This window comes from Pedobacter sp. CAN_A7 (assembly GCF_015752175.1).
GTDB lineage: Bacteria > Bacteroidota > Bacteroidia > Sphingobacteriales > Sphingobacteriaceae > Pedobacter.
Map to the genome: position 1 here is coordinate 96,438 of NZ_JADOUW010000005.1, position 26,023 is coordinate 122,460.

The window sequence follows — 26,023 nt, forward strand, 5'->3', positions numbered from 1 at the left end:
ATGAAAAAATTCATGGAGGCTTTATTAGCCTCTAAAAAAATTGACATTCCAATCAAGAAAAGACCATTGCTTAATGATTTTGTTGCCAACGAAATGAACATTAACCTGGTGCGGGTAATACATGAAAACCAACAAAAACTTATGGCCAACTGGAAGTTAAAAACTCGTATTGATGATATTCTTTCACAGGTAGTTTATGTGCCAAATGGGACAGTAAATAAAGACTATCGTGCCCCTGTAGATTTTATAAAATTAGGCTGGAACGATATTGTCTATTCTGAAATAAATGGTTTAGAAGATTCTGGTTTAACTTACGACAGCAGTGAGGAACTAATTACCGGAACTCCAAAAGTGAGTGGCGATCTTAAAATTAAATTATTATTCAGGATTGAAGGCGAAGCCGAAGATTCGACCCTTAATGAAAAAGAAATTGTCATTATTATCAACCCTGATCCAAAGTCCTTATGGAAACATATAGACAGCGATGTTAACGATCCTTATTGGAAAGCAGATGATACCCATGTGGCAGGTGACTTTTTAGACAAAAAAATCGTCATTTCTTCCAAACGGGGCAGAAGCCATGCTAATGTGGGCTCTTTCAGAGATGACGACTTTGCTTTTAAAAACCTGGAAAGTACAGGCTGGAGTATACTCGCCGTTTCTGATGGCGCAGGGTCCGCTGCCTTGTCGAGAAAAGGTTCTCAATTGGCATGTGACTTCGTGCTGAAGTACTTCGAAGAACACTTTACCCCAGAACACTTGAAAGATTTTGATGAAGTATTGTGGAGTCACCATAACAAAACAGATGTTGATTCTTCTAAGAAAATCAGTCGTTTTGTGTATGACAACCTGTCGAAAGCGGCACACTCCGTACACAAGCAATTGGCGGCTTTTGCATTGAGTGTTGAAGCTCCATTAAAAGATTTCCATTCTACCTTAATTTTTGCTGCGGTTAAAAAATATGAGTTTGGATATGCTATTTTGTCCTTCGGCGTGGGTGATTGTCCCATTGGCTTGTTGAACAAAGATTTAACTGAAATTAAGTTAATGAATTGGCTAGATGTTGGCGAGTTTGGTGGCGGTACCCGTTTCATTACCATGCCCGAAATATTTCAAAGTGATAAGTTATCCACACGTTTTGGTTTCAAACTGATCGAAGATTTCTCTTATTTGATGCTGATGACCGATGGTATTTACGATCCTAAGTTTGTGGTAGAAGCTAACTTAGAAAAAATTGAATGCTGGAAAGCCTTTTTAGAGGATTTAAAAGGGCAAAATGAGGATGGCATAAGTGTAGACCTCAGCCACAGTAATGATGCCGTTGCAGAACAACTTTCCAGCTGGATGAATTTCTGGAACCCCGGAAATCATGACGACAGGACGCTGGCCATAATTTATTAATCCATGAAGACAATTACCGTAAAATCCGTTAACGATCCTTCAAAATCCTATCAATTTGTTGATAGTAGTGAGCCGATGCGTGGGGGTGTCAAAGACGTATTCTTTAGTCCTGATCGTAAATACGTAGTCGCTATCTTCAGAGATAAATTAGATTTTAATCAGAAAGAAAGACTAAAAAAAATCACCAGTTATTATTTACCTCAAATTGAAACTAAGGAAGCTGGCGACTATTATTTAAACGAGGTTTACCGCTGGCCTACTGATGTGATAGACCATAATGGTTTAACCGGCGTCATTGTACCCATCTACAATGGGAAATTCTTCTTTAAAAAAGGTTACGAAACCAGTGACCTGATTAGGGGCAAAGAGAAAAATGGGAAATGGTTTGCCGGTGCTAAATTTAGAAATAAAAAATTCCCGTTAAGTCTGGCCAGTTCAGAGTTAGGCGATTGGCTTAGCTATTTTCAAATCTTAGTGAACTTAACGCGTGGCGTTAAAAAAATGCATGCCATGGGGCTTGCCCATTCAGATTTATCTTATAATAATGTATTGGTAGATCCGGTAGAGAAATCTGCATGTATTATCGATTTGGATGGTTTGGTGGTGCCTGGTTTATTTCCCGCAGAAGTTATTGGTACGGCAGAGTTTATTGCCCCTGAAGTGCTCTCCACAAAACACTTAAGTAAAACAGATCCTAACCGGAAATTACCGAGCAGGCTAACTGATTTACATGCATTACCTGTGCTGATTTATATGTTTTTATTGCATAGACATCCGCTTAAGGGAGGCAAGGTGCACGACCTGGATACTGAAAAGGATGATTTATTATCCATGGGTGAAAAAGCCATGTTTATCGAACACCCAACAAATCCAGCCAATCGGCCAAAGCTTAACCAGGTTTCTAAATGGGATCTTCCATGGGCAGACATTTCTCTACTGCCTTATACCATTACCGGACCTTACCTGAAAGCACTTTTTGATAAAGTGTTTATTGACGGGCTGCACCAGCCTATGCAAAGACCTACCGCAGAGGAATGGGAAATAGCCTTGTTAAAAACCACGGACCTCATGCAAAAGTGTTTTAATCCGGCTTGTGAGCAAAAGTGGTATGTATTCGATAATAGCCATACCCCTAAATGTCCTTTCTGCGGCACAAAACACCAGGGTACCTTGCCGGTTTTAGATCTTTACTACCAATTTAAAGAATCGGTATGGAAACCAGAAAACCATAGGTTAATGGTTTATAAAGACCAGTATTTATTCCAATGGCATGTGAACCGAAATGTGACCAGAAATGAGAAATTAAGTGCTGCACAAAAAATTCCTGTGGGTTATTTTACGTTTCATCAAAACAAATGGGTGTTGATAAATCAGAAATTAACATCTTTGAAAGATTTAACGGAAGGGAAGGAAATTCCTACGGGGGCCATGGTCGAATTAACAGATGGAAAAAGACTACTCCTTTCAAAAGAAGATGGCGGTAGGGTAGTGGTCATCACCATGGCAAATAAATAGTATACACACGTTTAAACTGATAAAAATAATGCAAACAAGTATTTTAGATTTACATCCCGGGTTAGTTTGGGGTTTTGTTATCGTCGTGGTAATCATGTTATTACTCGATCTGGGCGTTTTCAATAAGAAAAGTCATGAAGTTACCTCCAAAGAAGCTACCATATGGTCAGTGGTCTGGATTTCATTATCCATGTTATTCTCTTTGGTGGTCTACTATGTATTTAATAATGATGCAGGCGGTCATGATGTGGCCATTGAAAAACTAACACAGTACCAGGCAGCCTACTGGATAGAAAAGGCCCTGTCTGTAGATAATTTATTTGTATTTATCCTGGTCTTCGGTTATTTCAAAGTACCTAAATATTTACACCATAAAGTGTTATTCTGGGGAATTATAGGTGCCCTTGTCTTCCGTGCAATTTTCATTTTTGCAGGTGTTGGTATCATTAACATTACCTTTTTGCCAGAGATGGAAATTTTCGGAAAGTCTGTGCAGATAAACGCAGTACTTGCCTTATTTGGAATCTTCCTGATCTATGCAGGTATAAAATCATGGGGTGGTGGTAATGAGGATGAAAACGAAGATTATAGCAGCTCGACTGGTGCTAAAATGGTGAAGAGTTTTTATAAAGTGAGCGACAACTATGATGGAGATAAATTTTTCACCGTTAAAAATGGTGTAAAAATGGCTACGCCTTTATTAGTGGTGGTTGCTGTAATTGAGTTTACAGATATTCTATTCGCCGTAGATTCAATCCCAGCTATTTTTGCTATTTCGAATGATCCATTCATTTTATATACCTCGAATATTTTCGCAATCTTAGGCTTAAGATCTCTTTATTTCTTGCTGGCCAATTTCATCTATATGTTCAGTAAACTGTCTTATGGATTATCCATCATCCTTACGTTTATTGGTATTAAGATGCTTATCGCACCTTGGTTACATATTTCATCACCGGTTTCATTAGCTATCGTGGCAGGGGTGTTAATTGTATCTGTAATCGTTTCGCTGATCTTTAAAGACGAACCACCTGCAGAGAAGGTCTAATTAATTTGCTTATAGCTAGTTAAGTGTTTTAACTGGCTATAAGCAAATTTTATATTACTATCGAACAGCCTGATTGGCTGTTTTTTTTTGCTCTTTTATGGCGTTTATTGCATTTATATGCAGTTTTTTACTGCGCGGATCGTATATTTGAGCCGTTAGCCTTAACAAAAGTAAGGGGGGATACCAGAGTGGCCAAATGGGACAGACTGTAACTCTGTTGTCGCGAGACTTCGAAGGTTCGAATCCTTCTCCCCCCACACTCAAAAGCAACTGCTTTTTATTGCAGCTAAGTCACTACAACACTCCCTTGATTTTTCCTTAGCCCGCTAACTTCATGTTATTGCAGCAAAGCGATTTGAGGTCTTTAAACATCAGTTTTTAACTTGTCGCTTACTGGTGTAGCGGGTATCAAGTTTTCTGCACGCAATTGCTCAAATAAATCATAAAAGCTTTCCTCGGTATTTTGAAACACGGTGAAGCCTAATTTCCGGCTTTTAGCCATGTCCGTCATCACCTCAATGGGCCTTCCAAGATCCAGGTCGGTATGCCAGGCTGTTGCCATGCGACTTAAATCCTGTTCCTTTAATTGATGTTTTTCTGCTATTTGACGCCAAAGATCAGTATCGTTTGCCATTTCCTTTTCCAGAGGTTGAATGCTTCCATGATAACCAACTGCTTCTACACCAAAATAATTGGCTAAACGATTCCATAACCAGCTCCAACGAAAAATATCACCATTAACTACGTTAAATGCCTCATTGCGTGCAGCATCTGTAGTAGAAGCCCAGATTAATTGTTTCGCTAATACCCTGGCATCGGTAACATCCGATATTCCATTCCATTGTGCTGCTGATCCAGGCCAAACAAACGGTCGCCCTGTTTCCTGACAAATCGTGGCATAAACTGCCAGCGTGGTGCCCATATTCATGGCATTGCCAACGGCTTTTCCAATGACAGTATGTGGCCTGTGGATGCTCCAGCTGAAGCCATCACGATCAGCTGCGGCATAAACCTCATCTTCCTGTGCATAATAAAAGTTCTCTACATCTAACCTTGGGTGCTCTTCTCTAACGGGGGTGTCTGGTAAAAAACCATCTTTGGCATAGGCCTCAAAGGGACCTAAATAATGTTTTAACCCGGTTACCAAGGCTACATGTTCAACCGATTGATGCGAGGACAATACTTCTAAAAGGTTGCGGACCATCAGGCTATTTACCCTAATGTTTTCGGCTTCCGTATCGTTGCGCAACCAGGTGGTAAAGTATACATGGGTAGGCCTGATGTCTGCTAATGCGGTTTGAAGACTATTTTTATCTAAAAGGTCTGCAGCTATTGGTTTAAGATCTTTGTTTTCTGTATTGGGATTGCGGGCTAAACCGTAAGTGTTCCATCCCTCTTTAATTAGCTGCTCGGCAAGGTTGCTGCCCGCCAGGCCGCTTGAGCCTACTACTAATGCTGTTCTTTCCATCATATCTTTTTTTCTTATCAAGTAACCAGCGCCGTGGCCTACTTGTTTTGCTGCAAAATTACCTATTCCTTGTCAGGCGGCCTATGGTTATGGTGCACTACGAAGTTTTATGTGATGGCAATGACCTATTGCATGAGGGCAAACTGCGTAGTACGATGGTTAGGTTTTGTTAGCTACTGAAGGGAACCTCTGGCAAGGTACAGTTAAGCCAATAGTAGGCAATCCTCACCAATCAATTCAAAGAAAAACCCCGGTTAGTACCTTAAATTAATCTTGGTTTAGTAATTTAGCAATATTAGTTCAAAGTTTTACCTGTTCATTTTATTACATGAAACGATCTGCAATTCTTTATTTTTTCCTGGTATTATGTTGTTTCGGTTGCGGCCTGGGCGACCGTGAAAAAGAGCTTAAAATAAAAGAAGATGCGGTAAGCAAAAAACAACAGGAACTGATTTTATGGGAACAGCGCCTTACCATTAAAGAGAAGGATCTTGATGCCCGTAAGCAGTTACTCGATAGCAATAAAATTATTGATACCGTCATGGTATACGACAAAAATCTGCCAGGTAAGTGGTTGGTTAAAATGGTATGTACAGAAACCAGTTGTGACGGATCTGCTATTGGCGATACAAAAACCGAACAGTGGGAGGTAACCTCTACCAATAATAATGTGGTGGCCAAAGCGTATACAGGTAAACAATTGAGCCGTATTTACAATGGGGTGTATAAGCAAAACGGACTATTGTTAACCGACCAACTGTCTACCACCGAAAGTTTGATTCGCATTAACTTACGCCCAACGGCAAATGATGTGCTGGAAGGCACCAGAGAGATTATTCAGGAGAATTGTAAAATTGTTTATTCATTGGTTGCTAAAAGAATACCATAAAGGTTATGTATACAAGTATGGTTTTATTATCTGCCCTGGAATTCTCACTACCTTTAAAAAATCCGGTGATTATCTTTTCGCTGGTCCTTTTTATTATCCTCTTTGCCCCAATTCTATTCAATAAAATTAAAGTCCCCCATATTATCGGATTAATCATCGCCGGTGTCATTATTGGCCCCTATGGTTTAAACCTGTTACGACGCGACGCCAGTATGGTGTTGTTTGGTACGGTAGGGCTCTTATACATCATGTTTCTTGCTGGATTAGAAATTGACCTGGCCGAGTTTAAGAAAAACAGGAACAAGATCCTGGTGTTTGGTTTAATCACGTTTATATTGCCCCTGGTTTTCGGTACACTGGCCAGTTATTACATATTAGGTTATGGATTTCTGGCATCGCTACTTTTAGCCAGCATGTTTTCCACACATACCCTGGTATCATACCCTATTGCCAGTAAATATGGGGTGTCGCGTAGCCGTGCGGTTTCGCTAACCGTAGGCGGTACCATGATTACCGATATCCTTGCCTTATTAATCTTAGCCGGTATTGCGGGTATGACTAAAGAAGAGGTTACCGCAGGCTTCTGGATACAATTAGGCTTATCATCAGTAGTATTTGTGTTGACCGTTCTTTTTGTGTTTCCTATTATCATCCGCTGGTTTTTTAAACATTTTGAAGACAGTGTATCACAATATATTTTTGTACTGGCCATGGTTTTTCTGGCCTCGTTCCTTGCCGAGGCAGCAGGTATCGAAGCCATTATTGGTGCCTTTTTCTCTGGATTGGTGCTCAACAAGTTTGTGCCGAATTCTTCGGCTTTAATGAACCGGATTGATTTTGTTGGGAACGCTATTTTTATCCCATTTTTCCTGATTGGTGTGGGGATGCTGGTGGATATCAGTGTGCTGGTTAAAGGTTGGGGTGCCTTGAAAGTTGCGGGTGTAATTATCAGTGTGGCCCTGGCTACAAAATATGCTGCGGCCTACATTACACAAAAGCTGCTGCGTTTATCGCCTGCCGAAGGAAAGATGATTTTCGGGTTAAGTGCATCGCATGCCGCGGCTACCTTAGCCATTATTTTAGTGGGTTATAACATTATCATTGGTGAAACGCCCGCAGGGGAGCCCATCAGGTTGTTAAATGAGGACGTGTTAAACGGAACAATTTTATTGATCCTGGTGAGTTGTGGCGTGGGGTCTTTTGTGGTGGAACAAGCCTCACAAACCCTGGCTTTGCAGGAAGAAGAAGCCAGTGGTCAGGCACAAACGCAGGAATCGGAAGACAAAATCATGGTTTCATTAGCCTATCCGGATATGATTACGGAGCTTATTGATTTCGGGATCAGGTTAAGGCCACAAAAAAGTAACATCCCGATCTACGGACTGAATATCATTGATGATGAAAACACTATCAATAAAACGTCTAATGGCAGCAAAAAAATCCTTGAAAAGGCGGTTTCTTATGGTGCGGCATCCGATAATACCATTATACCTTTAACGAGGTATGATTCCAGCATCAGCAACGGAATTGTGTATACCATTAAAGAACATCACATTAGTGATGTGGTGATCGGGATGCATAAAAATGCAGATCAGCACACTTTCCTGGGGCAGAAGGCGGAGAATATTATTAAACGTGTTCACGAAACCATTTATATCTACAAACCGGCACAGCCTTTCAATACCTTAAAAAGGATGGTGATTGCGGTTCCGCCGCTTGCAGAAACAGAACCTGGATTCCTGCACTGGTTACACAAGTTAGTGGTGATGGCCAAAGAATCGGGCATGGCGGTGAGCTTTTATGCCAATGCCGACACGCTTGAAGTGATTAAGGATGTATTGGAGCGCAGTTCGGCTTTCATTTCGTCGTCTTCACACTTATTCAGCAATTGGGATGACTTCCTGATCTTTAAAAGTGAGCTTAAAGTGAACGATATTCTCATTATTATTTCGTCTAGAAAAGGCCACGATTCTTATCAGCCACAATCACAAAAATTGCCTTACTACCTGTCTAACTATTTCGGGAAGTACAGTTTTATTATTTTGTACCCTAAACAACTGGAACTGGGTATTAACATGGGGAATATAGAACAAACAGATAGTGCTTTAATCGAAAGCATCAGCGAGCAGATTGGTGCCATTGGAAAAGCAGGTGACTTTCTGAAAAAGGTGTTTCAACCGACGAAGAAGTAAACAGGTTTCTTAAACAAATGCTTTTCAGGGATGTTTATACATTAAAGTATCCACATTCCTATGTCAGATCAAACCAAGAAAACCGTTATAGTTACCGGTGCCAGCTCTGGCATCGGCCAGGGAATCGCCATCGCCTTTGGTAAACAGGGCGCTAATGTTGTTGTCAATTATTATGGCGACGAAAAAGGTGCTCAATTCACTTTAGATGAAATTATTAAAGCCGGCGGCCAGGGTTTTATCCACCAGGCCGATGTGAGCAAAGAGCAGGAAGTAATTGGTCTTTTTGAAAAGACAAAGGAAAAATATCAAGACCTGGACGTGTTAATTAACAATGCCGGTATACAAAAAGATAGTGCCTTTGCGCATATGTCGCTCGACGAATGGAATAAGGTGATCAGTACCAATTTGACAGGTCAGTTTTTATGTGCCAGAGAGGCCATTAAACAATTTGAACACAAAACTACAGTGCAGGCACATGAAGTGGCTAAAGGCAGCATCATCTTTATCAGCTCCGTTCACGATTTAATTCCCTGGGCCGGGCATGTGAATTATGCCTCTTCAAAAGGAGGGGTATTGATGTTAATGAAGTCTCTTGCATTAGAGGTTGCCCCTAAAAAAATCCGCGTCAATGCGATCTCCCCGGGTGCCATAGCCACCGATATTAATGAGGAGGTATGGAGCGATGAGGAAAAGAGAAAAGAACTGATCAAATTAATTCCCTACCAACGTATTGGTGAGCCTGAAGATGTTGCCAAAGTGGCCGTATGGCTGGCTCATGAAGATAGCGACTACATTACCGGAACCACCATCTATGTAGACGGTGGTATGACCTTATATCCCGGCTTTGTAGACAATGGATAGTGCGATCAGGCTATATTTTTTTCATGTTCTATAGAGATTACACCGTCACCCTCAATGAGGAAACAGATTAATCCGATCAATACGAAAGATGATAACCAGATTTCTGCATATGGCCTAAATATATCCTCCCGGGTGTTAACAAAGAACACTGCAAAAAAGAGGATGGGGATGTTGAGCAGGCAGGAGGTTCTGGTTCTTGAGCCAATAGCGATTAGCAAACCTCCAATAATATGAATGACGATGACCAGGTGTGCTGCCAGGCTAATGGAAGCAGCACCAATCAGGTTGGTTTTGTTCATTAGGCTTGTAAAGGCATCCAGGTTGGTCATAAAAGCAATGCCTTTCCAGATAAGAATTAAGCCCAATAACATTCTGAAATAGTCGAGCCATTGTGGGTGATGATTGTCTCCCCAGTTGCGGATTTTCGTAAGTAGGTTCATAACAAGATATTTTGGTTATTATAAGTTACACAACCTTCTTGTATATTCCAAATGATTAGTGGGTTATCTGGTTTTATATATTGTGTAAACTATTAGCAGATTATACATTTTTTATACGAAATACATCACTATAATCAATATAGCCTTGGCGTGTAAAATTTCATTGGTAATTTCAAATTCCAAACCCATGAATATGAAGGTTATTTTTTATACTGCAAACTGCTTTATGGACACTTCCATAGAAGTCATCAATATTTTAAAGCAGGTTGTAGAATTACATGTGATCATTGAAGTCAGACAAGCGACTAAAAGTCAAACGATTATTGATGTGACGAATTTTCCAGAAGGCCAGGACATTGTACCTGTGGAAAAGATGTTGAATTCGACAAATTACGCAAAGCTTAAACCTTATTTAGACGGCACTGCAAGTGCAAATTTTGTGGCCTATGCCCGCCCAGGCATTGCAGGTCAGCTGAAAACCGCTAAAGCACTTCACCGGCATATCAAATCCATCAACGCAGATACCCTTCACCTGGAAGCGTTATTAGTGAGGTCGCTGTCCCTTTTACCTATCTTGTTTTCTTTCAAAAAAATATACCTCACCATACACGATCCACTGCCGCATATGGGTGAAAAGGACTTTAAGATTGACCTCACCAGGTTTATTTATTTTCATCTGCCTAAGCTAAAAGGTTTTTTCTTCTATTCAGAGTATGCAAGGAAACAGTTTCAGCAGCATTATAAAATTAAAAACAAACCTTGCTGGGTAATCAAAATGTACCCATTGTCGTACTATAAGAAACTAGCTGTTAATAGAAATATTGATAAGCGAAGTTTATTGTTTTTTGGCCGCTTATCGGCCTATAAAGGGGTAGAAGTTTTGTTAAACTCCATATCTAACGTATTTGAAAAATTCCCACTTACCCACCTGGTCATTGCCGGACGCAGTATCAATAATTATAAAATACCACAGGACGTTTTAAACAAGTTTCCTGATAAAATAACGGTGCTAAACCGCCATATTTCTAATGAAGAACTGGTCAAGTTAATTGGGGAGGCCAAGTTTGTCATTTGCCCTTACATCGAAGCTACACAAAGTGGTGTGCTGATGACCAGCTTTGCGCTGAATACACCTGTCCTGGCTAGTGCTGTGGGTTCTTTTGAAGAATATATTGTAGATAACCAAAACGGCTGCCTGGTTGCCCCAAATGACAGTGATTTACTGGCTGAAAAGACCATGGTGCTGCTGGAAAATGACTTTTATAAAAGCTTGTCCATGAACTTAAAGATGCACCAGCACCGTAACCCCTGGGATTTAAATCAGCCTATCTATCTTCATGCTTATCAAACCAATTGATGATAAGCTGTACAGCATTAATTCAGGCTTTTCTCTATTTTTAATTGTAAAAACTGTAAAATTGCATCATATTTTAAGTTACAGTTGAAACAACGATGAGTATTTCTGAAATTTTACTTGCATTATCCCTCCTGGGAATGATCTATCTATACGCTCGTAAAAACCGAAAAGTAAGTAGTGAAAAACCTGCAAAAACTGATCTTTCTGCACAAACATTGCGCATTAGCCCTGAAAAAATAATTGCCGCAAAGTTGTTAACAGCCGAACAACAGGCCGCCTTAAAACCACAGGAAGTGCTAGCCATTCTAAAAAAAGGTAATGAAGATTTTGTGAATGGCGACCTGACCGTCAGAAAAAATGCAGAGCGAGTATTACAGGCTTCAAGCGGACAGTTTCCACTTGCGGTGGTGTTATCTTGTCTGGATTCCAGGGTCCCTGTAGAAGACGTATTCCAAAGAGGTGTTGGCGATATATTCGTTGTACGTGTTGCAGGAAATATTGTTAATGAAGATATTTTGGGTAGCCTGGAATATGCTTGTAAAGTATCAGGATCAAAAGTGATCGTGGTATTAGGTCACGAAAATTGTGGCGCCATTTTTTCTACAGTAGCCAAAGTAACTTTGGGAAACATCACCCCACTATTGGCGAAAATACAACCAGCGGTTGAGGCCTCTGCCAGTTTTCCAGGTATTCAAAACGTTACCAATCCGGCTTACCTGCATCACGTATGTGCTGAGAATGTGAAAAACTCTGTGCAGAATATCAGGTCAAAGAGCCAGATATTAAATGATATGGAAGCAGCCGAAGAAATCATCATCGTATCTGGAATTTATGATATGGAGACTGGAAAAGTTAACTTTATGTAACATAAATACTAGATTTGGGCATTATGGCAAAATTGTTGCTATTATCCGTGTTTAAACGCACGCTATACAAACTATTATGGTAAAAAGAATACATGTTCTTGAAGACGATACTGATATCAGGTATATCATAGAATTTCTGCTTAAAGATGAAGGTTACGAACTTCAGTTATCTTCTTCGTTTTCAGAGCTTAAAGAAAAATTAACGGATTCTGTTCCAGATCTGTTTATACTTGATGTAATGCTTCCTGACGGTGATGGTGCTGAAATCTGTTCTGATTTGAAGAATGATCTGTTTACTAAACATATCCCGATCATTGTGATGTCAGCAAATGACCAGAACAAAGATAAAAGCATTGAAGCCGGTGCCGACGATTACATCAAAAAGCCTTTTGATATTGATTACATTGTCACTAGAATCGATAAATTAATTGGTAAAACGGTAAAATAATTAATTTACTATATTTGAATTCTCAATATATAAATTAATATGCCAGATCAGAAAGAGGAAATATTTAACGGTATTGCACAACGACTTAAGATAGAAGGTTTTAATGTTGTTAATGTTGACGATACCCGCCCATGGGGTGGTTTTTTTGTCATCGATGAGCAGCAAGCCCAACAGTTTGCTAATGTTTATTTCGACGGATTAAATGTTGATGAACTTAAAATTAGTGGAAAATTAAGTCCTAAAATTCTTGTTGTTGCACCAGAAAAACGTTTATCATGGCAGTATCATCACCGCAGAGCCGAAATATGGCAGGTAGTGAGTGGAACTGTTGGCGTGGTCACCAGCAATACAGATGAAGAAGGTAGTTTACAGAAACTTCCCCCTAATACGCGTATCAAGTTGGAAAAGGGCGAAAGACACCGTTTAATCGGCCTAGAAGATTGGGGCATTGTTTCAGAAATCTGGCAACATACCGACCCCGAAAACCCATCCGATGAATCGGATATTGTAAGGGTACAAGACGATTTTGGGAGATAAACAACACAAAATATAATTAAACGCCCGCATCAATTTTTGATACGGGCGTTTTTTTTACCAAAAAACCATACCAAAAACGAGTCAGATTCGTTTAATAAAGCAACTACCCTATATGACTATTTTATTATTTTTTTTACTACACTGGTTTCTATCCCTTTTCTCCCAAACGTTTTTTCTCCATCGTTACGCTTCGCATAAGATGTTTAAGATGAATCCTTTCTGGGAAAAGTTCTTTTATACCATCACCTTTATCGCACAGGGATCATCCTTCCTGAATCCGCGAGCATATGCTATCATGCACAGAATGCACCATGCTTACAGCGACACGCCTAAAGATCCGCATTCGCCACATTTTATTAAAGATGTTTGGGGTTTGATGATACAAACAAAAAACATATACCTGGATCACCTGAAGTTTAAAACTGAACCTGAAGAGCAGTTCCGTGGTCATTACCCAACCTGGGCATTTATAGATAGAATTGGTGATGCCTGGCCAACAAGAGTAGCCTTTATCCTTTTCTATATTGGATTTTATGTTGCTTTTGCTACACAATGGTGGATGTTCTTCTTATTGCCCATTCACTTTTTAATGGGGCCCATTCATGGTGCTATTGTTAATTGGTGTGGTCACAAATATGGTTACTCCAACTTCGATAACCACGACCACAGTAAAAACTCCTTACCATTAGACTTCCTGATGATGGGCGAATTGTTCCAGAACAATCACCACATGCGTCCTAATAGTCCAAATTTTGCCGCTAAATGGTATGAATTTGACCCAACTTACCCTATACTAAAAATGATGCACTGGATGCGCATCATTAAAATTAGGAAAACCTAGAAATTTGTTAAAAGAAAGAACTAGCGAAGGCTAGTTCTTTCCACTCCAACGGCGACTTCCGCTTTTGGGTGTTCTTTTTGCTCCGCTTAAGTTAGGATCACGATCCTGACTACGTGGTGCTGATTTACTTTTAGCAGCAGCAGATGCATTCGCATTGCCACCTCTGCGGTGATTACTTGCAGATGGTTTACCACCCTTAGGCTTATCTTCTTGTTTCGCCATCAGGCCCTGCCAGCTCATTGCGTAAGGGTTATCTTCCGCAACTGGAATAACCAGCCCAATCAGCTTTTCAATATCTTTTAAATATTCCTTTTCTTCTGCATCACAGAAAGAGAAAGCCGTTCCGCTTAATCCTGCGCGACCCGTACGGCCAATTCTGTGTACATAAGTTTCTGGAATGTTTGGTAATTCGTAGTTGATCACATGTGTCAATTCATCCACATCTATACCACGCGCAGCAATATCTGTTGCTACTAAAATGCGGGTTGTTCTATCTTTGAAATTTGACAATGCTCTTTGTCTGGCATTCTGCGATTTATTACCGTGTATCGCTTCTGCTTTAATGCCCGATTTAATCAGGTCTTTAACCACCTTATCTGCACCATGTTTGGTACGGGTAAAAACTAAAGCAGTTTGTATTTCTTTATCCTGAAGGATATGGTTTAATAATGTTCTTTTGTCGTTTTTAGCAACATAGTAGATCGATTGCACAATTTTCTCTGCGGTAGATGATACAGGTGTAACCTCTACTTTTGTTGGCGCATTTAAAATGGTGTTCGCCAGTTTCTGGATTTCTGCAGGCATGGTGGCCGAGAAAAACAAGGTTTGTCTTTTTGCAGGAATTTTGGTGATAACTTTCTTCACATCGTGAATAAATCCCATATCCAACATTCTGTCGGCCTCATCCAATACAAAGATCTCCAGGTCCTTTAGGTGAATGAAACCCTGGCCCATTAAGTCTAATAACCTTCCTGGCGTAGCCACTAAAATATCAACCCCTTTGTGCAGGGCATCGGTTTGTGCTTTCTGACCTACACCACCAAAAATAACCTGGTGTTTCAAAGGTAAGTTCTTGCCATAAGCTTTAAAACTTTCTTCTATTTGTATAGCCAGCTCACGGGTAGGGGTCAATACCAATGCTTTAATCGGTCGTGGACCTTTCGTATTTGCATGTGGTTTATGCAGCAATTGCAACATCGGGATGGCGAAAGCAGCAGTTTTACCTGTTCCTGTTTGCGCACAACCTAATAGATCTTTGCCTTGTAATATAGTTGGAATAGATTGTTCTTGTATGGGGGTTGGTTGAGTATAACCTTCTGATTGCAGCGCAGATAAAATGGGCTCAATCAGATTTAATTCGTTGAATAACAATATGTAAGTATTTAATGTTTAATAGTGTGGATAGAACATATTTCAATCCATCGCAAAGGTACGTATAATTTTATCCTTAAATAGATTTTTTACACCCGCTAAATTTGCTGGTAAAATTTAGTTTTATAATTAAAATTACAATTAACCCGCTTATTGATTAAATTTGCAAATCTAGAACCTCACAATCATCATGGCAGAACCGAAATATAACGAAGACAGTATACGGTCACTCGACTGGAAGGAACACATTAGGTTGCGTCCCGGAATGTATATCGGGAAATTAGGCGATGGTTCTGCACACGACGATGGGATTTATGTGTTGCTGAAAGAGATCTTCGACAACTCCATCGATGAGTTTGTGATGGGGGCAGGGCGCACCATTGAAATTACCGTTTCTGAGCATAAAGTGAACATCCGCGATTATGGTCGCGGTATCCCTTTGGGTAAAGTGATTGATTGTGTATCTAAAATTAATACTGGCGGTAAATATGATAGCAATGCCTTCCAGAAGTCTGTCGGTCTAAACGGTGTGGGTACAAAAGCGGTAAATGCCTTATCTAACTCCTTTATTGTACAATCGTACCGCGATGGAAAAACTAAAAAAGTAGAGTTTTCCAAAGGAGAGATTGTGGTTGATCATCCGGTGATTGATACCACCCAAAGAAATGGTACTGCCATCACGTTCTATCCTGATGAAAGTATTTTCAGAAACTATCATTACATCTCTGAATTTGTAGAAAGCATGATCTGGAACTATGTGTTCCTGAACGCTGGATTAACCGTGAATTTTAACGGTCAGAAGTATTTCTCTGAACGTGGTTTATATGATTTACTGAATAAAGTAGCCGATGTAGAACACCTTCGTTACCCCATTATACACCTGAAAGGTCACGATATTGAAATCGCCATGACCCATGGTCAGCAATATGGCGAAGATTACCATTCCTTTGTTAACGGACAGCATACCACACAAGGGGGTACACACCAGGCGGCTTTCCGTGAAGCGGTGGTAAAAACCATCCGTGAGTTTTACAAAAAAGAATACGAAGCATCAGATATCCGGTCCTCCATCATCGCCGCCATCTCCATCCGCGTACAGGAGCCAGTTTTTGAGTCGCAGACCAAAACAAAATTGGGTTCACAAAACATGGGTCCCGATGGACCATCGGTTCGTACTTTTATTAACGACTTCGTTAAAAAAGAACTGGATGATTACCTACACCGCCATACAGATGTTGCCGATGCCTTGTTAAAACGCATCCTGCAATCAGAACGCGAAAGGAAAGATATTGCAGGCATTAAAAAGCTGGCGAACGACCGTGCTAAAAAAGCTTCCCTGCACAATAAAAAACTGCGTGACTGTAAAGTGCATTTTAACAGTACACACGATAAACGCTACGAAACTACGCTATTCATTACCGAGGGAGACTCCGCTTCTGGTTCCATCACTAAATCTCGTGATGTGGATTGTCAGGCGGTATTTAGCTTGAAGGGCAAACCTTTAAACTGCTACGAACTTACCAAAAAAGTAGTGTATGAAAACGAGGAGTTCAACTTATTGCAACATGCGCTAAATATTGAAGACGGGCTGGAAGGTTTGCATTACAATAACATTGTGATTGCTACAGATGCCGATGTGGATGGCATGCACATCAGGTTGTTGATGATGACTTTCTTCCTGCAATTCTTCCCAGACCTGGTGCGTGCAGGGCATGTCTATATCTTGCAAACGCCATTATTCAGGGTGCGTAATAAAAAGGAAACCATCTATTGTTACAGCGACGAAGAACGTAAACGCGCCATTGAGAAGTTGGGTAGTAAACCGGAGATCACGCGATTTAAAGGGCTAGGGGAGATCTCACCTGATGAGTTTGGCTTGTTTATCGGAAAAGATATCAGGTTAGACCCAGTGATCCTGAAGGAGCAAACCATCAAAAGTTTGTTGGAATATTACATGGGAAAAAATACACCGAGCAGGCAACAGCACATTATCAGAAACCTTCGTGTAGAAAAAGATACCGTGGAAGAGCTGATCTCTGCCGATTCCGACGCTGCCGTAGCTGCGGTTACTGAAGATATTGTTGACCTGGCCTAAACACCAGGTCTGGTTTAATCTGTAGGCACTTTGGTTTCTTCAGGATGCTGTGGTGGAAGCACGTCCACTTCTTTCTCAATAATGATGATCTTAGTGTGAACCGCATATTTGCTTGGCACAATACCGCCATCATATTTCTCTACATAGGCCTGGGTAAATTCGGCGCCGAAGTAAAGGATGATCGATGAATAATAAATCCACAGCAGCATAATGATAATGGAGCCGGCGGCACCAAAAGCTGAACCCGGATTACCCTTATCCAGGTAAATTCCAATCACTGCCTGACCTAGAATAAATAATACCGCAGTAAAAAGCGCACCTACAAAAGCACTTTTCCATTTGATCAGTACATCGGGCAATACCTTAAAAATGATGGCAAATATACCTGTAACCACCGCTAGGGTAACAGCGCGGGTGGCGAGGTCCATCATCAGGGTGGTCACCTCAGGAATGTACTGTGAAACTTTATTGCCCAGGGCTACAATCACACTGTTGACCACCAAAGAAACCAGTAGCAGGAAACCCAGGGAAACAATCAGTGAAAAGGATAAAAAGCGGTTCACCAGCATTTTCTTCCAGCCTTTTTTAGGAATTGCTTTTACTTTCCAGATCAGGTTAATACTGTCTTGAATTTCTATGAATATCGCTGTAGAACCCACCACCAGTGTGCCTATCCCTATAATAAGGCCGAAGCTGCTCTTTCCACTTAGGTTAGCATTGATCACGTAACTTTGTAATTGCCGCGTAGCGGGTTCACCTATATAATCATTAAGCTGTTCAAATAACTGTGTACCTGGATTAAGCTCGTGGCCAAAAAACAAAGTAGCCGAAGCAATCACAATGAGCAACAAAGGCGTGAGGGCAAAGATGGTGTAATAAGCCAGTGAAGCACTTAACTTGGTCACCTTATCTTCCATAAAACCTTTACCAGCTGCCATGAACAGGTGCCCCATTGATTTAAAAAAACTCTTTATCTTCTTCATGCAGCAGAATTACGTTAAAACGGGTAACCTATACCAATGTTGTAGATCAGGTTGTCCTTACGCCATGTTTTGTCGCCAAAATCAACCTCATCCATTACCCAGCGTTCACCCGGAGCAAGGTATGGTTTTCTAATTGGGAAGGCTACATCTAAACGGATAACGAATATTTTTGCATCTACACGTAGACCCGCACCAGTACCTACGGCCATTTCACTTAATGCATTTTTAAAGTCAAATCCCGAACCTGGTTTTGTAGGATCTTCCTGTCTCAACCACACGTTTCCTGCATCAGCAAATAAAGCCCCATGTAAAACACTTACCAGTTTAAAACGAAGTTCTGTATTAAACATCGCCTTTACATCACCACTTTGATCTGCGTAAGATTCACGGGTAGGTACCCTATATGTTCCGGGACCTAAAGAACGGGCGGCGAATGCACGGATGTCATTACTACCTCCTGCAAAAAATTGCCTTACAAAGGGTAGGGAAGAACTGTTGCCATATGCATAACCATAACCAAAGTTTAAACGGTTAGCCCAGATCAGATTTCTTGTAATTTTGAAATAATCCCTGAAATCAAGTTCCAATCGAACAAACTGATTGATGGGAACACCTGCCACAACTTTTTCACCTGCTTCATTTTTGTTGGCAAATAAACCCCATACATTTCCGCCGGTTTCTACGCCCCCAAAGAAATACATGTTGTTTCTCCGGCTGTCATCCATCTGGTTGGTATAAGTAAAGTTGTAATTACTACCAATAATGAACTGCTTTTCTAAAACCTTCCTCAAATCAGGAATAGCTGCTAATAAACTGTCCGGATTGTTGGCTGTGATTTTCGAAGTCACAAAGTTTACGGAGACCGGGTTAAAGGTGTGGTCTTTATATAAGTTTTCTTTCCAGGTATAACCAAACTCGCCTTTGAAACTGTTCAGGTTATAATTAGAGCCCCTGTTTAACAATTGATAAGACAAGGAAGCAACCGTTTTAGGAATAAAGTTGTTGGTGTTGGAAGGGCGGAAAAAAGGCACAATAAATTGTGGAAAGGTCAGTTTTCCCGTAGCTGTAAAAGAAGAAGAGTTTAGGTTTTGCGTTTGCCCGCTCACCTGGGTCTCAAAGCCACCACTTACACTTAAATCCAGCTGCTCTGCCCCCCTGAATACGTTACGCGTGGTATGTGTCAGGGTAATTTCAGATCCAACAAAGTTGTTTGATTTACTTGTTCCTGTTGCCGAAAAGGACATTGACTTTTTCTTTAATGGCGTAAGGTAGATGTTTAAGTCCAGCTGGTTGTTTTTAAAGCTGTCTAATGGTAAAAATTCCGCTTTCACATATTGGAAAGCGCCAATGTTAACCATCCTGTTCAGCGACTGATTGTGGTCGCGTCTGTTGTACAACTCATCTTTTTTGAAAAACACCAGGCGGTCAAATAACTTAGGCTTAAAGGTTTGTCTGCGGTCGTAAATGTTAAAGTCGTTGTATACCTCTGGCGTCGAGCTCCTCAAGGCGCTGTCGCGACGCAGTGAATAATTTGGGTAGATGTTAATGTCGTTGATGGTGTAAGGTTTCAGGCCTGCCTCAGGGGCAATGTCTTTCACCCTAACCGTTACATCTACCTTGTTATTTCCAATGGTACTGTCCACCTGCAGAATAAGGTAATCCGGACTAAAATAAAAATAGCCGGCTTCTTTAAGGTCATTATCGATCCGCTCTCTTTCAGTTTTGAAAACATCCAGGTCATAATTGTTACCTGCTTTTAAAAGTGTTTTATCCAAATGTTGGTTAATAATACGAGGGATTCCCGCACTGTCTTTAGGGAAAGTAACACTATTAATGGTATACCGATTACCCGTATTGACCGTATAGATGGCTGTTGCACGTTTGCTTTTTACAACGGTATCGCCGGTAACCACCGATTGCAGGTAGCCCTGGCTAATCAAATAACTGCTCAGTACGGCATTATTATAAGTCAGGTTTACCTCACTTAATAATACAGGTGGTTCACCCACTTTATTACGCAGCCAGTTCCTGATGCCCTTAGGTTTTTTAGGTTCACCGGCCAGGTTATATATTCCTAGTTTAAAGCGTATTCCTAAAATCTTTTTGTTCGGTCTTGGTCGCGTTTTCGCCAGCAGGGTGTTTTTTACGTCCTTCTGGTTGTCAATTCTCACTGACGAGTCCGGGTTAATTTTTACCTCAGCGCCCACGTACAAATTCTGCCCTGGTTTCAAGTGCCTGGTATTGCTGCAGGCACTTAAAATCAAACATCCTAGTATAAATAAGCTGGTCTTAATTCGTTGTCTCATCCTTTGGTCGCTGTTCTATTTTAACTTTATTTCTCTTTTTCAGGAAGTTTCTGAAAACTTCCCTGAACCGGTTATAGTCTACCACTAAAGCGAAACCTATACCCGTTTCTATAATTTGTCCTTCAATAATTCCTTCATTCTGGTTCCTCCTATAGGCCCGTAGTCTATACCTGCCATCTGCCGATAACATGTACTCCACGTTTACGTTTCCAGCAATATTGGTTGAACTCTGGCCCTGGCGTTCTGCTCCTTCCAATCCAAACGAACTTCCTACAGTAACCACCAGGCGGTCGTTAAGCAGCTTTTTCGAAAGCCCTACTTCCAGGTCTGTACGTTGCTCTAGGCTACCGCTAGAGTAATCTTCTGATGAGTTCACCCCGAAGTTGATATCAACCCCCTGTATCAGGTCGGATGCCAGGTTGTTTAGTTGCTCCGTTAACAACTTACTCACACTCGAACGTGCCAGGGTAGACATGCCACCGCCGCCGCCAGCTAAACTCTGGAAAGGGTTGTCGGCAATGAAACGGTTTAAGGCCAACAAAGCAAACACTTGTTTGTTGAGCTCCCCTTCATCATTGTTTACCTGCAGAAGTTTAGTATACACTTCACCGCCTAATGCACCACGTTCGTTTTCCGGCAAGTCAAGTCTGAAACTAATAATCGGCTTCATCAGCTCTCCCTTCATCATCAGGTACACCTGGAAAGGCAATTTGGTTTTATAGGTATTTCTGGTGTTATCATTTTCAGCATTAGCCTGATTTGCCAGTAAGTCAATCGGTGCTGCGTTCACTTCATAGAGAGCGGTCAGATCTACATTGGCCGACATTACTTCTCCTGTCCACACAATGGTACTTCCCTGCACCAATTTGAACTCTTTCTTACCCATAGGGCCTACAGAAAGGTTGTAAGAGCCGTCGGAAATCTCATAACTTCCGGTTAAACTCATTTTTCCACTCGGATCCATGGTAGCGGCTAATGTGGCCTGGCCCCTTATATTTAAGGCATCACCATTGGCTGGGTCAACCACTACGTTTAACTCCGCATCCGGATCAATCGCAATGTTTGCGCTAAGGTTCATCCCTTTTACCGGAGCCTTACTTACAGAATCAGATGAACTTAATACTTTCTGGCCATTATAAGGTGCCACATCCATATCAATAAACTGCACAATACCTTCCTGATCAATCACTGCAGGGTCATTTGGTGGCATCGCATAAAAAAACCTGGTTTTATCTTCAACCTTCAAATCCATGTCCACGTCGGGCTGGTTTAAATCGCCTCTCACACTGATGGTACTGGTCAGGTAAACCTGCCCATAAATCAATTCATTATCGGCCGCGGTGGAGTTCATCAACCTGAAATTATCAGTTTTGATGTCCATGTTAAACTTAAAGTCCTGATAGTTCGTGGTTAACACCCCACCGTTAATAGTTGCCTTCTGGTTTAAGGAATCGATAATGGTAAAGTTGTCAAAGTTTACCCCGGTATTGGTAAATCTGATGGTCTCATTTGGCATCCTGAAATAAGAGTTTACATAAGTGGCATTGAAAGCCGCTTGATTAAACTTAATATCGCCTAATACCTGTGGCGCATCCAGTGTGCCAGTAATCCCAAGCTTTCCAGTAATGGTTCCTGATCCTTGTTTTATTTGCCCCATAGACAAACTTTCCAGGTTCTTTAAATCTATTTTATCGATATTCAGGCTCAAGTCTAATGCACTTTGCGGTGCGGTATAATAAAAACCGTTAATCCTCATTTCGTGGACACCTGAAAGGGCAATATTGGCTTCGTAAGCATTTTCAGTATTGTTATTCACGGCAATCCTTAAAGTGCCCAGCATGTCTTTCTGGTAACGCAGCTGTTCCACAATTAAGTTGGCTTCTACCTTTGGTGTGGCCTGCAAGTCTTTAACGTTTACTGTTCCGTTAATTGATCCGCCAGCTAAAGAGCTGTCTTGTTCAGCAAAGCTGGTTAATGTCTCAATCCTGAAATCTTTAAAAGTCACTTCCAGTGGAGAATTTGGTGTGCTTTCCGTACTGTTTATTCCTAATAACTGACCCTGATTCGTCAGGTTAAACTGGTTCGCCAGGATGCCCGATTGCCCAAATTGCAGGTAGTTTTCCGGACTTACTGCCCATTTCTGATAGTTTAATAACAACTTTTCCGGGTCAAAACTAAAGCGGAAGTCTTTCTGTATCGATTGGAAAGTACCACCCATCACATAACGGTCTTTTAATTTACTATCCCTTAAAAAGATGTTTACGCCTAAGTTGTTATCTGACGCGGCACCACTAATTTCAGAGTTGTAAAGGGCCACCGACGGGTTCTGTATACTTTTAACCGTAAGCTTGTAATTCAGCATCTGGTTATCATTATTGATGTTCAGACGCGTGGTATCCAATTTATTGCTGCCATACACCACTTGTGGGAAGTAAGCATTCATCACCAAACTGTCTTTTTGTGTATCCAGTAAACCAAACATGCGCGAAGGGGCGAAAGTGGTTAATTCAGGTACAAAATCACTTAAAATTTTGGTGTTATAAAAGTTGACGAAAAAGCGGAAACGCTGGTCAGGAATTTGTTTAACCTCGCCAAAGGCATAGTATTTATTAATCTGGTTAATGATAGCAGGAGCAAGGTTGGTTAACTGGTACTTTCCATCCACGCGTGCCCGCAAAATTTCTGAACGTAACGTAAGCAGGTTATGATCAGCCGTAGCTTCTGAGTGCAACACGATGGTATCAATGTTAATACGCTGACTTTCTTTAACCACCTGTAAGCCAAGGATGGATACATCACCGTTCAGGTAATCTGGGTCGGCACTGGTTATATCCATGTCTACCAAACCTGCAAGTTTAAATTCTGTCGGACTAAAGTTTAGCTTTTGTAAGTCAACTTGTTTCAAGTCGAGCGTACCTTTAACTGCAGGATATTTACCCGCGATATTCACCATGGCATCCAGGTTAAAATTGGCATTGGTATCGGCCATGCTGCTTTTAAGGTTCAGCTTTTCTTTCGCATAAGTACCACTTAGTAATAAGTTGCGGTAAGTATATTTGTTATAGGTGGCACTTACCACATTGGCTTTAATATTGGCAGCAGCAGTTTTAGCATCCAAGCCAGTACCTTGTACTTGCGCTTTAAGTGTTAAACGGCCCAGCTGGTCTTCCATCTGCATCATACGCCCTACATTAAAGTTGTTCAGGTTAACGGTTGCCGTATAACGTTCACGACCTTTAGGACCCTTCATGCTGGCCAGTAATTTAGCCGCTCCCATGTCGGTGTTCACATTAAAGTTGGTATTAAAATCTGTCATCGTTCCTTTGAACTTACCATTTGCCTGAATGGTGTTCGGCAGCGTAAGGTTAGTAGGAAGTGTGTTTTTTGGAATCACCACCATCAGGTCCCTTTTGGTCATGTTGAACTTTTTAATGTTCATATCCAAAAAGGTTTTATTCATATCCGGTAAACCTTTAACCGTTCCGTTTACGTCAATCACCGTGCTTTTTAAGCCTGTAACCTGCAAGCGGGGAATAACCAGGTTATTCATATAACCCTTGGCCAGCGCATTTACCTTAATGGTTTCGTTGCGGTAGCTGGCAGGTACAGCATCACTAAAATAAGCAGCATCCCTTAAGCCAATGCTGGTGTTTTTTACCTCCACAAAAATCTTCACCTTTTCAGGGTTTTTAGTCAAGTCCTCCATAGACGTATAGTCTAACTGGGTATTGTTTTCAATGGTAGTGTTTGGTGTTTTTAACAAAAGGTTATTAATGCGTGTCTGTTTGCCTGTATACAACACATCGCCTTTTAGTGCCAGTAATTTAAATCCACTTTTTTCGCTTAGTTTACCCTCTTTTACATTTACCCTAATGGCAGTATCGCTATAAGCGATGCCGGTGGCATTCATGCCTAACTGCGTTAATTTTAAATGGTTAAAATCCATGCCTTTCATCGGCTTTTCAGCCATGTTATCAAACTGGATGGAGTTGTCGGCCAGGCTGAGGCTGTTCAGCAAAAAACTCAAAGGGGCAGCTGCTGTAGTATCGACTTTCTGATCAGTGGATTTTACGGCTGCTACAGGTTTAAAAGCAAACACTACGTTTGATTTGTTCAACTTCGCATCACCAACTGTATATTTCCCTTTGGTTACATCTGCCAGCATATTGGTAAAGCTAAACTCCCTTAACTTAAGGTCTGCCTTCATGTCGTTTGTGGCACTGTTAAACTTCACTAAAGTTTCATTCAGTTGTGCATCGTCCAGCTTATACACATTTTTTGTTAAGTCGATAAACAACTTTGTTAAAGCCAGTTTATTGAAGTTTACGTCGGCATCCATTTTTGTAATGCGATCGTTGAATTTCACTTTAACATTGTCAAAGGCAAAGTTTTGAATCTCGACCAGGGGAAGTTTACCACTTTCAGTTTTAGTGGTATCAATACTTTTTTCCAGGTGCGCCTGTAATTCTGTTAATGGTTTCTGCTGAAGGTAACTCACCGAAGTGTTATTCAGGTTGACATTATTAATCACATAATGCTGGTTATCGAGGTCGAAAGTTTTCAGGTTGGTGGTCAGCTCACCTAAGTTCAGGCGCATTTCATTTCCTGCAACGTCATCGCGATAATTAATACCAATGTCGGTGAGGGCTACTTTGTCTATCGAAAATTTAAGGGTAGAGGTAGTGTCGGCTTCCACCTGTGCTTCAGGTTTCTCCTCTTCCGACATAAAAGCGTCTACTAAAAAGGAAAAATTAAAGGTAGTATCCGGGTCAATCCGGGTTACATTGGCCCTTACTTTATCGAGCTCGATATTATTAATCTCAACTTTGTTGCTTAATAATTTTATAAGGCTAATATTAACCGCCAGTTTTCCGGCATACAACAAGGTATCTTTTTTCTGATCCTCGATATAAAAATTGTTCAGCACGATATCCTTCGGAAAAGCAATTTTTATACTTTCCAGTCGCACTTCCGTTTTCGTCTTGTCTTTCAGATAGTTTATCGCTTTGTTTTTAACAAAGTTTTGAACCGCTGGTATATTTAAGGAAAGCGCAACCGTCACCACCAGGATAATGACGATGGAGATAATCCATAAAATAACCTTTAAGCTTTTGCGTAAGTATATATTCAATTGTAGCAGTTTGAGTGGTTAATAATGCTAATTTTTAACTAAAATCATGCCAGTAGGGCGCTTTCAAAACCAATGGAATGACAATTTTGTTTTATAATTTTGTTGAGCAGATTTTTAGCGGCCTTAAACAAAGTTTATTACGCAGCATGTATAGGTTAACGACCAAAAATAGAATTAACATTCGGTTGCCTAAAGCTGATTTTCTTAGGAGACCAACAGGGTAGCAATTCCCTACCTGCTCCGTACCACATTCAACAAAACCGAAACCTGGGGA

At 40.9% G+C, this 26,023-nt stretch carries 18 protein-coding genes and 1 tRNA gene; 13 read left to right on the forward strand and 6 right to left on the reverse strand.

Going from position 1 to position 26,023, the window contains the following annotated elements; translation table 11 throughout:
• The 4 genes from IWX76_RS17105 to IWX76_RS17120 all read left to right on the forward strand — a co-directional run bounded on the left by IWX76_RS17105 (window position 1) and on the right by IWX76_RS17120 (window position 4,221).
• Window positions 1–1,401: a PP2C family serine/threonine-protein phosphatase gene (locus IWX76_RS17105; protein WP_334642132.1), complete on the forward strand. Its 1,401-nt coding sequence runs from the start codon at window positions 1–3 to the stop codon at window positions 1,399–1,401.
• A 3-nt stretch (window positions 1,402–1,404) separates the two neighbouring features.
• Entirely contained in the window at window positions 1,405–2,916 is a 1,512-nt protein-coding gene (locus IWX76_RS17110) for a helix-hairpin-helix domain-containing protein (RefSeq protein WP_196861254.1), read from the forward strand.
• A gap of 28 nt (window positions 2,917–2,944) precedes the next feature.
• The gene (locus IWX76_RS17115) at window positions 2,945–3,964 is read left to right on the forward strand and encodes a TerC family protein (protein WP_196861255.1); all 1,020 of its coding nucleotides are present in this window, start codon (window positions 2,945–2,947) and stop codon (window positions 3,962–3,964) included.
• 174 nt (window positions 3,965–4,138) lie between these two features.
• Window positions 4,139–4,221, forward strand: a tRNA-Tyr gene (locus tag IWX76_RS17120).
• A gap of 107 nt (window positions 4,222–4,328) precedes the next feature.
• Here the strand turns inward: IWX76_RS17120 and IWX76_RS17125 are convergent.
• Entirely contained in the window at window positions 4,329–5,435 is a 1,107-nt protein-coding gene (locus IWX76_RS17125) for an SDR family oxidoreductase (protein WP_334642133.1), read from the reverse strand.
• Window positions 5,436–5,760: 325 nt separating this feature from the next.
• On the opposite strand from IWX76_RS17125, the gene IWX76_RS17130 reads away from it, so the two are divergent.
• Genes IWX76_RS17130 through IWX76_RS17140 form a run of 3 tightly spaced genes read left to right on the forward strand, consistent with a single transcriptional unit; the run spans window position 5,761 to window position 9,374 of the window.
• Window positions 5,761–6,321, forward strand: coding sequence for a hypothetical protein (locus IWX76_RS17130; protein WP_196861256.1), 561 nt, complete (start codon window positions 5,761–5,763; stop codon window positions 6,319–6,321).
• A 5-nt stretch (window positions 6,322–6,326) separates the two neighbouring features.
• The gene (locus IWX76_RS17135; RefSeq protein ID WP_334642134.1) at window positions 6,327–8,513 is read left to right on the forward strand and encodes a cation:proton antiporter; all 2,187 of its coding nucleotides are present in this window, start codon (window positions 6,327–6,329) and stop codon (window positions 8,511–8,513) included.
• A 60-nt stretch (window positions 8,514–8,573) separates the two neighbouring features.
• Window positions 8,574–9,374 carry a glucose 1-dehydrogenase gene (locus tag IWX76_RS17140; protein WP_196861257.1) on the forward strand — a complete coding sequence of 267 codons (801 nt, stop codon included), beginning with the start codon at window positions 8,574–8,576 and terminating at the stop codon, window positions 9,372–9,374.
• A gap of 5 nt (window positions 9,375–9,379) precedes the next feature.
• On the opposite strand, the gene IWX76_RS17145 is transcribed toward IWX76_RS17140, so the two are convergent.
• Window positions 9,380–9,814 carry a DoxX family protein gene (locus tag IWX76_RS17145; RefSeq protein WP_196861258.1) on the reverse strand — a complete coding sequence of 145 codons (435 nt, stop codon included), beginning with the start codon at window positions 9,812–9,814 and terminating at the stop codon, window positions 9,380–9,382.
• Between the two features lie 193 nt (window positions 9,815–10,007).
• Between IWX76_RS17145 and IWX76_RS17150 the strand changes: the two genes are divergently transcribed.
• The 5 genes from IWX76_RS17150 (at window position 10,008) to IWX76_RS17170 (ending at window position 13,863) form a co-directional block, all read left to right on the forward strand.
• Entirely contained in the window at window positions 10,008–11,171 is a 1,164-nt protein-coding gene (locus tag IWX76_RS17150) for a glycosyltransferase family 4 protein (protein WP_196861259.1), read from the forward strand.
• A gap of 95 nt (window positions 11,172–11,266) precedes the next feature.
• Complete coding sequence (locus IWX76_RS17155; protein WP_196861260.1) at window positions 11,267–12,037, forward strand: carbonic anhydrase family protein; 771 nt, start codon at window positions 11,267–11,269, stop codon at window positions 12,035–12,037.
• Between the two features lie 76 nt (window positions 12,038–12,113).
• Window positions 12,114–12,485: a response regulator transcription factor gene (locus IWX76_RS17160; RefSeq protein WP_196861261.1), complete on the forward strand. Its 372-nt coding sequence runs from the start codon at window positions 12,114–12,116 to the stop codon at window positions 12,483–12,485.
• Between the two features lie 39 nt (window positions 12,486–12,524).
• Window positions 12,525–13,022, forward strand: a complete 498-nt coding sequence (locus IWX76_RS17165) for a phosphoheptose isomerase (RefSeq protein WP_196861262.1) — start codon at window positions 12,525–12,527, stop codon at window positions 13,020–13,022.
• Window positions 13,023–13,134: 112 nt separating this feature from the next.
• Complete coding sequence (locus IWX76_RS17170; RefSeq protein WP_196861263.1) at window positions 13,135–13,863, forward strand: acyl-CoA desaturase; 729 nt, start codon at window positions 13,135–13,137, stop codon at window positions 13,861–13,863.
• A gap of 30 nt (window positions 13,864–13,893) precedes the next feature.
• On the opposite strand, the gene IWX76_RS17175 is transcribed toward IWX76_RS17170, so the two are convergent.
• Entirely contained in the window at window positions 13,894–15,234 is a 1,341-nt protein-coding gene (locus IWX76_RS17175) for a DEAD/DEAH box helicase (RefSeq protein WP_196861264.1), read from the reverse strand.
• 190 nt (window positions 15,235–15,424) lie between these two features.
• Between IWX76_RS17175 and IWX76_RS17180 the strand changes: the two genes are divergently transcribed.
• Complete coding sequence (locus IWX76_RS17180; protein WP_196861265.1) at window positions 15,425–17,329, forward strand: DNA topoisomerase IV subunit B; 1,905 nt, start codon at window positions 15,425–15,427, stop codon at window positions 17,327–17,329.
• A gap of 14 nt (window positions 17,330–17,343) precedes the next feature.
• Here IWX76_RS17180 and IWX76_RS17185 read toward each other — a convergent pair whose 3' ends face one another.
• From IWX76_RS17185 to IWX76_RS17195, 3 genes are read right to left on the reverse strand one after another with little or no spacing between them, the layout of a single operon-like run.
• Window positions 17,344–18,312 carry a YihY/virulence factor BrkB family protein gene (locus IWX76_RS17185; RefSeq protein WP_196861266.1) on the reverse strand — a complete coding sequence of 323 codons (969 nt, stop codon included), beginning with the start codon at window positions 18,310–18,312 and terminating at the stop codon, window positions 17,344–17,346.
• Window positions 18,313–18,326: 14 nt separating this feature from the next.
• Window positions 18,327–20,618, reverse strand: a complete 2,292-nt coding sequence (gene tamL, locus IWX76_RS17190; RefSeq protein WP_196861267.1) for a translocation and assembly module lipoprotein TamL — start codon at window positions 20,616–20,618, stop codon at window positions 18,327–18,329.
• Window positions 20,602–25,749, reverse strand: coding sequence for a translocation/assembly module TamB domain-containing protein (locus tag IWX76_RS17195; RefSeq protein WP_196861268.1), 5,148 nt, complete (start codon window positions 25,747–25,749; stop codon window positions 20,602–20,604). The genes tamL and IWX76_RS17195 overlap by 17 nt, the downstream gene beginning before the upstream one ends.
• Window positions 25,750–26,023 lie beyond the last annotated feature (274 nt).

Coding starts and splice junctions, on each gene's coding strand:
- IWX76_RS17110 (WP_196861254.1), top strand. CDS start 1,405: ATGAAGACAATTACCGTAAAATCCGTTAACGATCCTTCAAAATCCTAT.
- IWX76_RS17155 (WP_196861260.1), top strand. CDS start 11,267: ATGAGTATTTCTGAAATTTTACTTGCATTATCCCTCCTGGGAATGATC.
- IWX76_RS17185 (WP_196861266.1), bottom strand. CDS start 18,312: ATGAAGAAGATAAAGAGTTTTTTTAAATCAATGGGGCACCTGTTCATG.
- IWX76_RS17160 (WP_196861261.1), top strand. CDS start 12,114: ATGGTAAAAAGAATACATGTTCTTGAAGACGATACTGATATCAGGTAT.
- IWX76_RS17145 (WP_196861258.1), bottom strand. CDS start 9,814: ATGAACCTACTTACGAAAATCCGCAACTGGGGAGACAATCATCACCCA.
- IWX76_RS17150 (WP_196861259.1), top strand. CDS start 10,008: ATGAAGGTTATTTTTTATACTGCAAACTGCTTTATGGACACTTCCATA.
- tamL (WP_196861267.1), bottom strand. CDS start 20,618: ATGAGACAACGAATTAAGACCAGCTTATTTATACTAGGATGTTTGATT.
- IWX76_RS17125 (WP_334642133.1), bottom strand. CDS start 5,435: ATGATGGAAAGAACAGCATTAGTAGTAGGCTCAAGCGGCCTGGCGGGC.
- IWX76_RS17115 (WP_196861255.1), top strand. CDS start 2,945: ATGCAAACAAGTATTTTAGATTTACATCCCGGGTTAGTTTGGGGTTTT.
- IWX76_RS17135 (WP_334642134.1), top strand. CDS start 6,327: ATGTATACAAGTATGGTTTTATTATCTGCCCTGGAATTCTCACTACCT.
- IWX76_RS17165 (WP_196861262.1), top strand. CDS start 12,525: ATGCCAGATCAGAAAGAGGAAATATTTAACGGTATTGCACAACGACTT.
- IWX76_RS17170 (WP_196861263.1), top strand. CDS start 13,135: ATGACTATTTTATTATTTTTTTTACTACACTGGTTTCTATCCCTTTTC.
- IWX76_RS17140 (WP_196861257.1), top strand. CDS start 8,574: ATGTCAGATCAAACCAAGAAAACCGTTATAGTTACCGGTGCCAGCTCT.
- IWX76_RS17130 (WP_196861256.1), top strand. CDS start 5,761: ATGAAACGATCTGCAATTCTTTATTTTTTCCTGGTATTATGTTGTTTC.
- IWX76_RS17180 (WP_196861265.1), top strand. CDS start 15,425: ATGGCAGAACCGAAATATAACGAAGACAGTATACGGTCACTCGACTGG.
- IWX76_RS17105 (WP_334642132.1), top strand. CDS start 1: ATGAAAAAATTCATGGAGGCTTTATTAGCCTCTAAAAAAATTGACATT.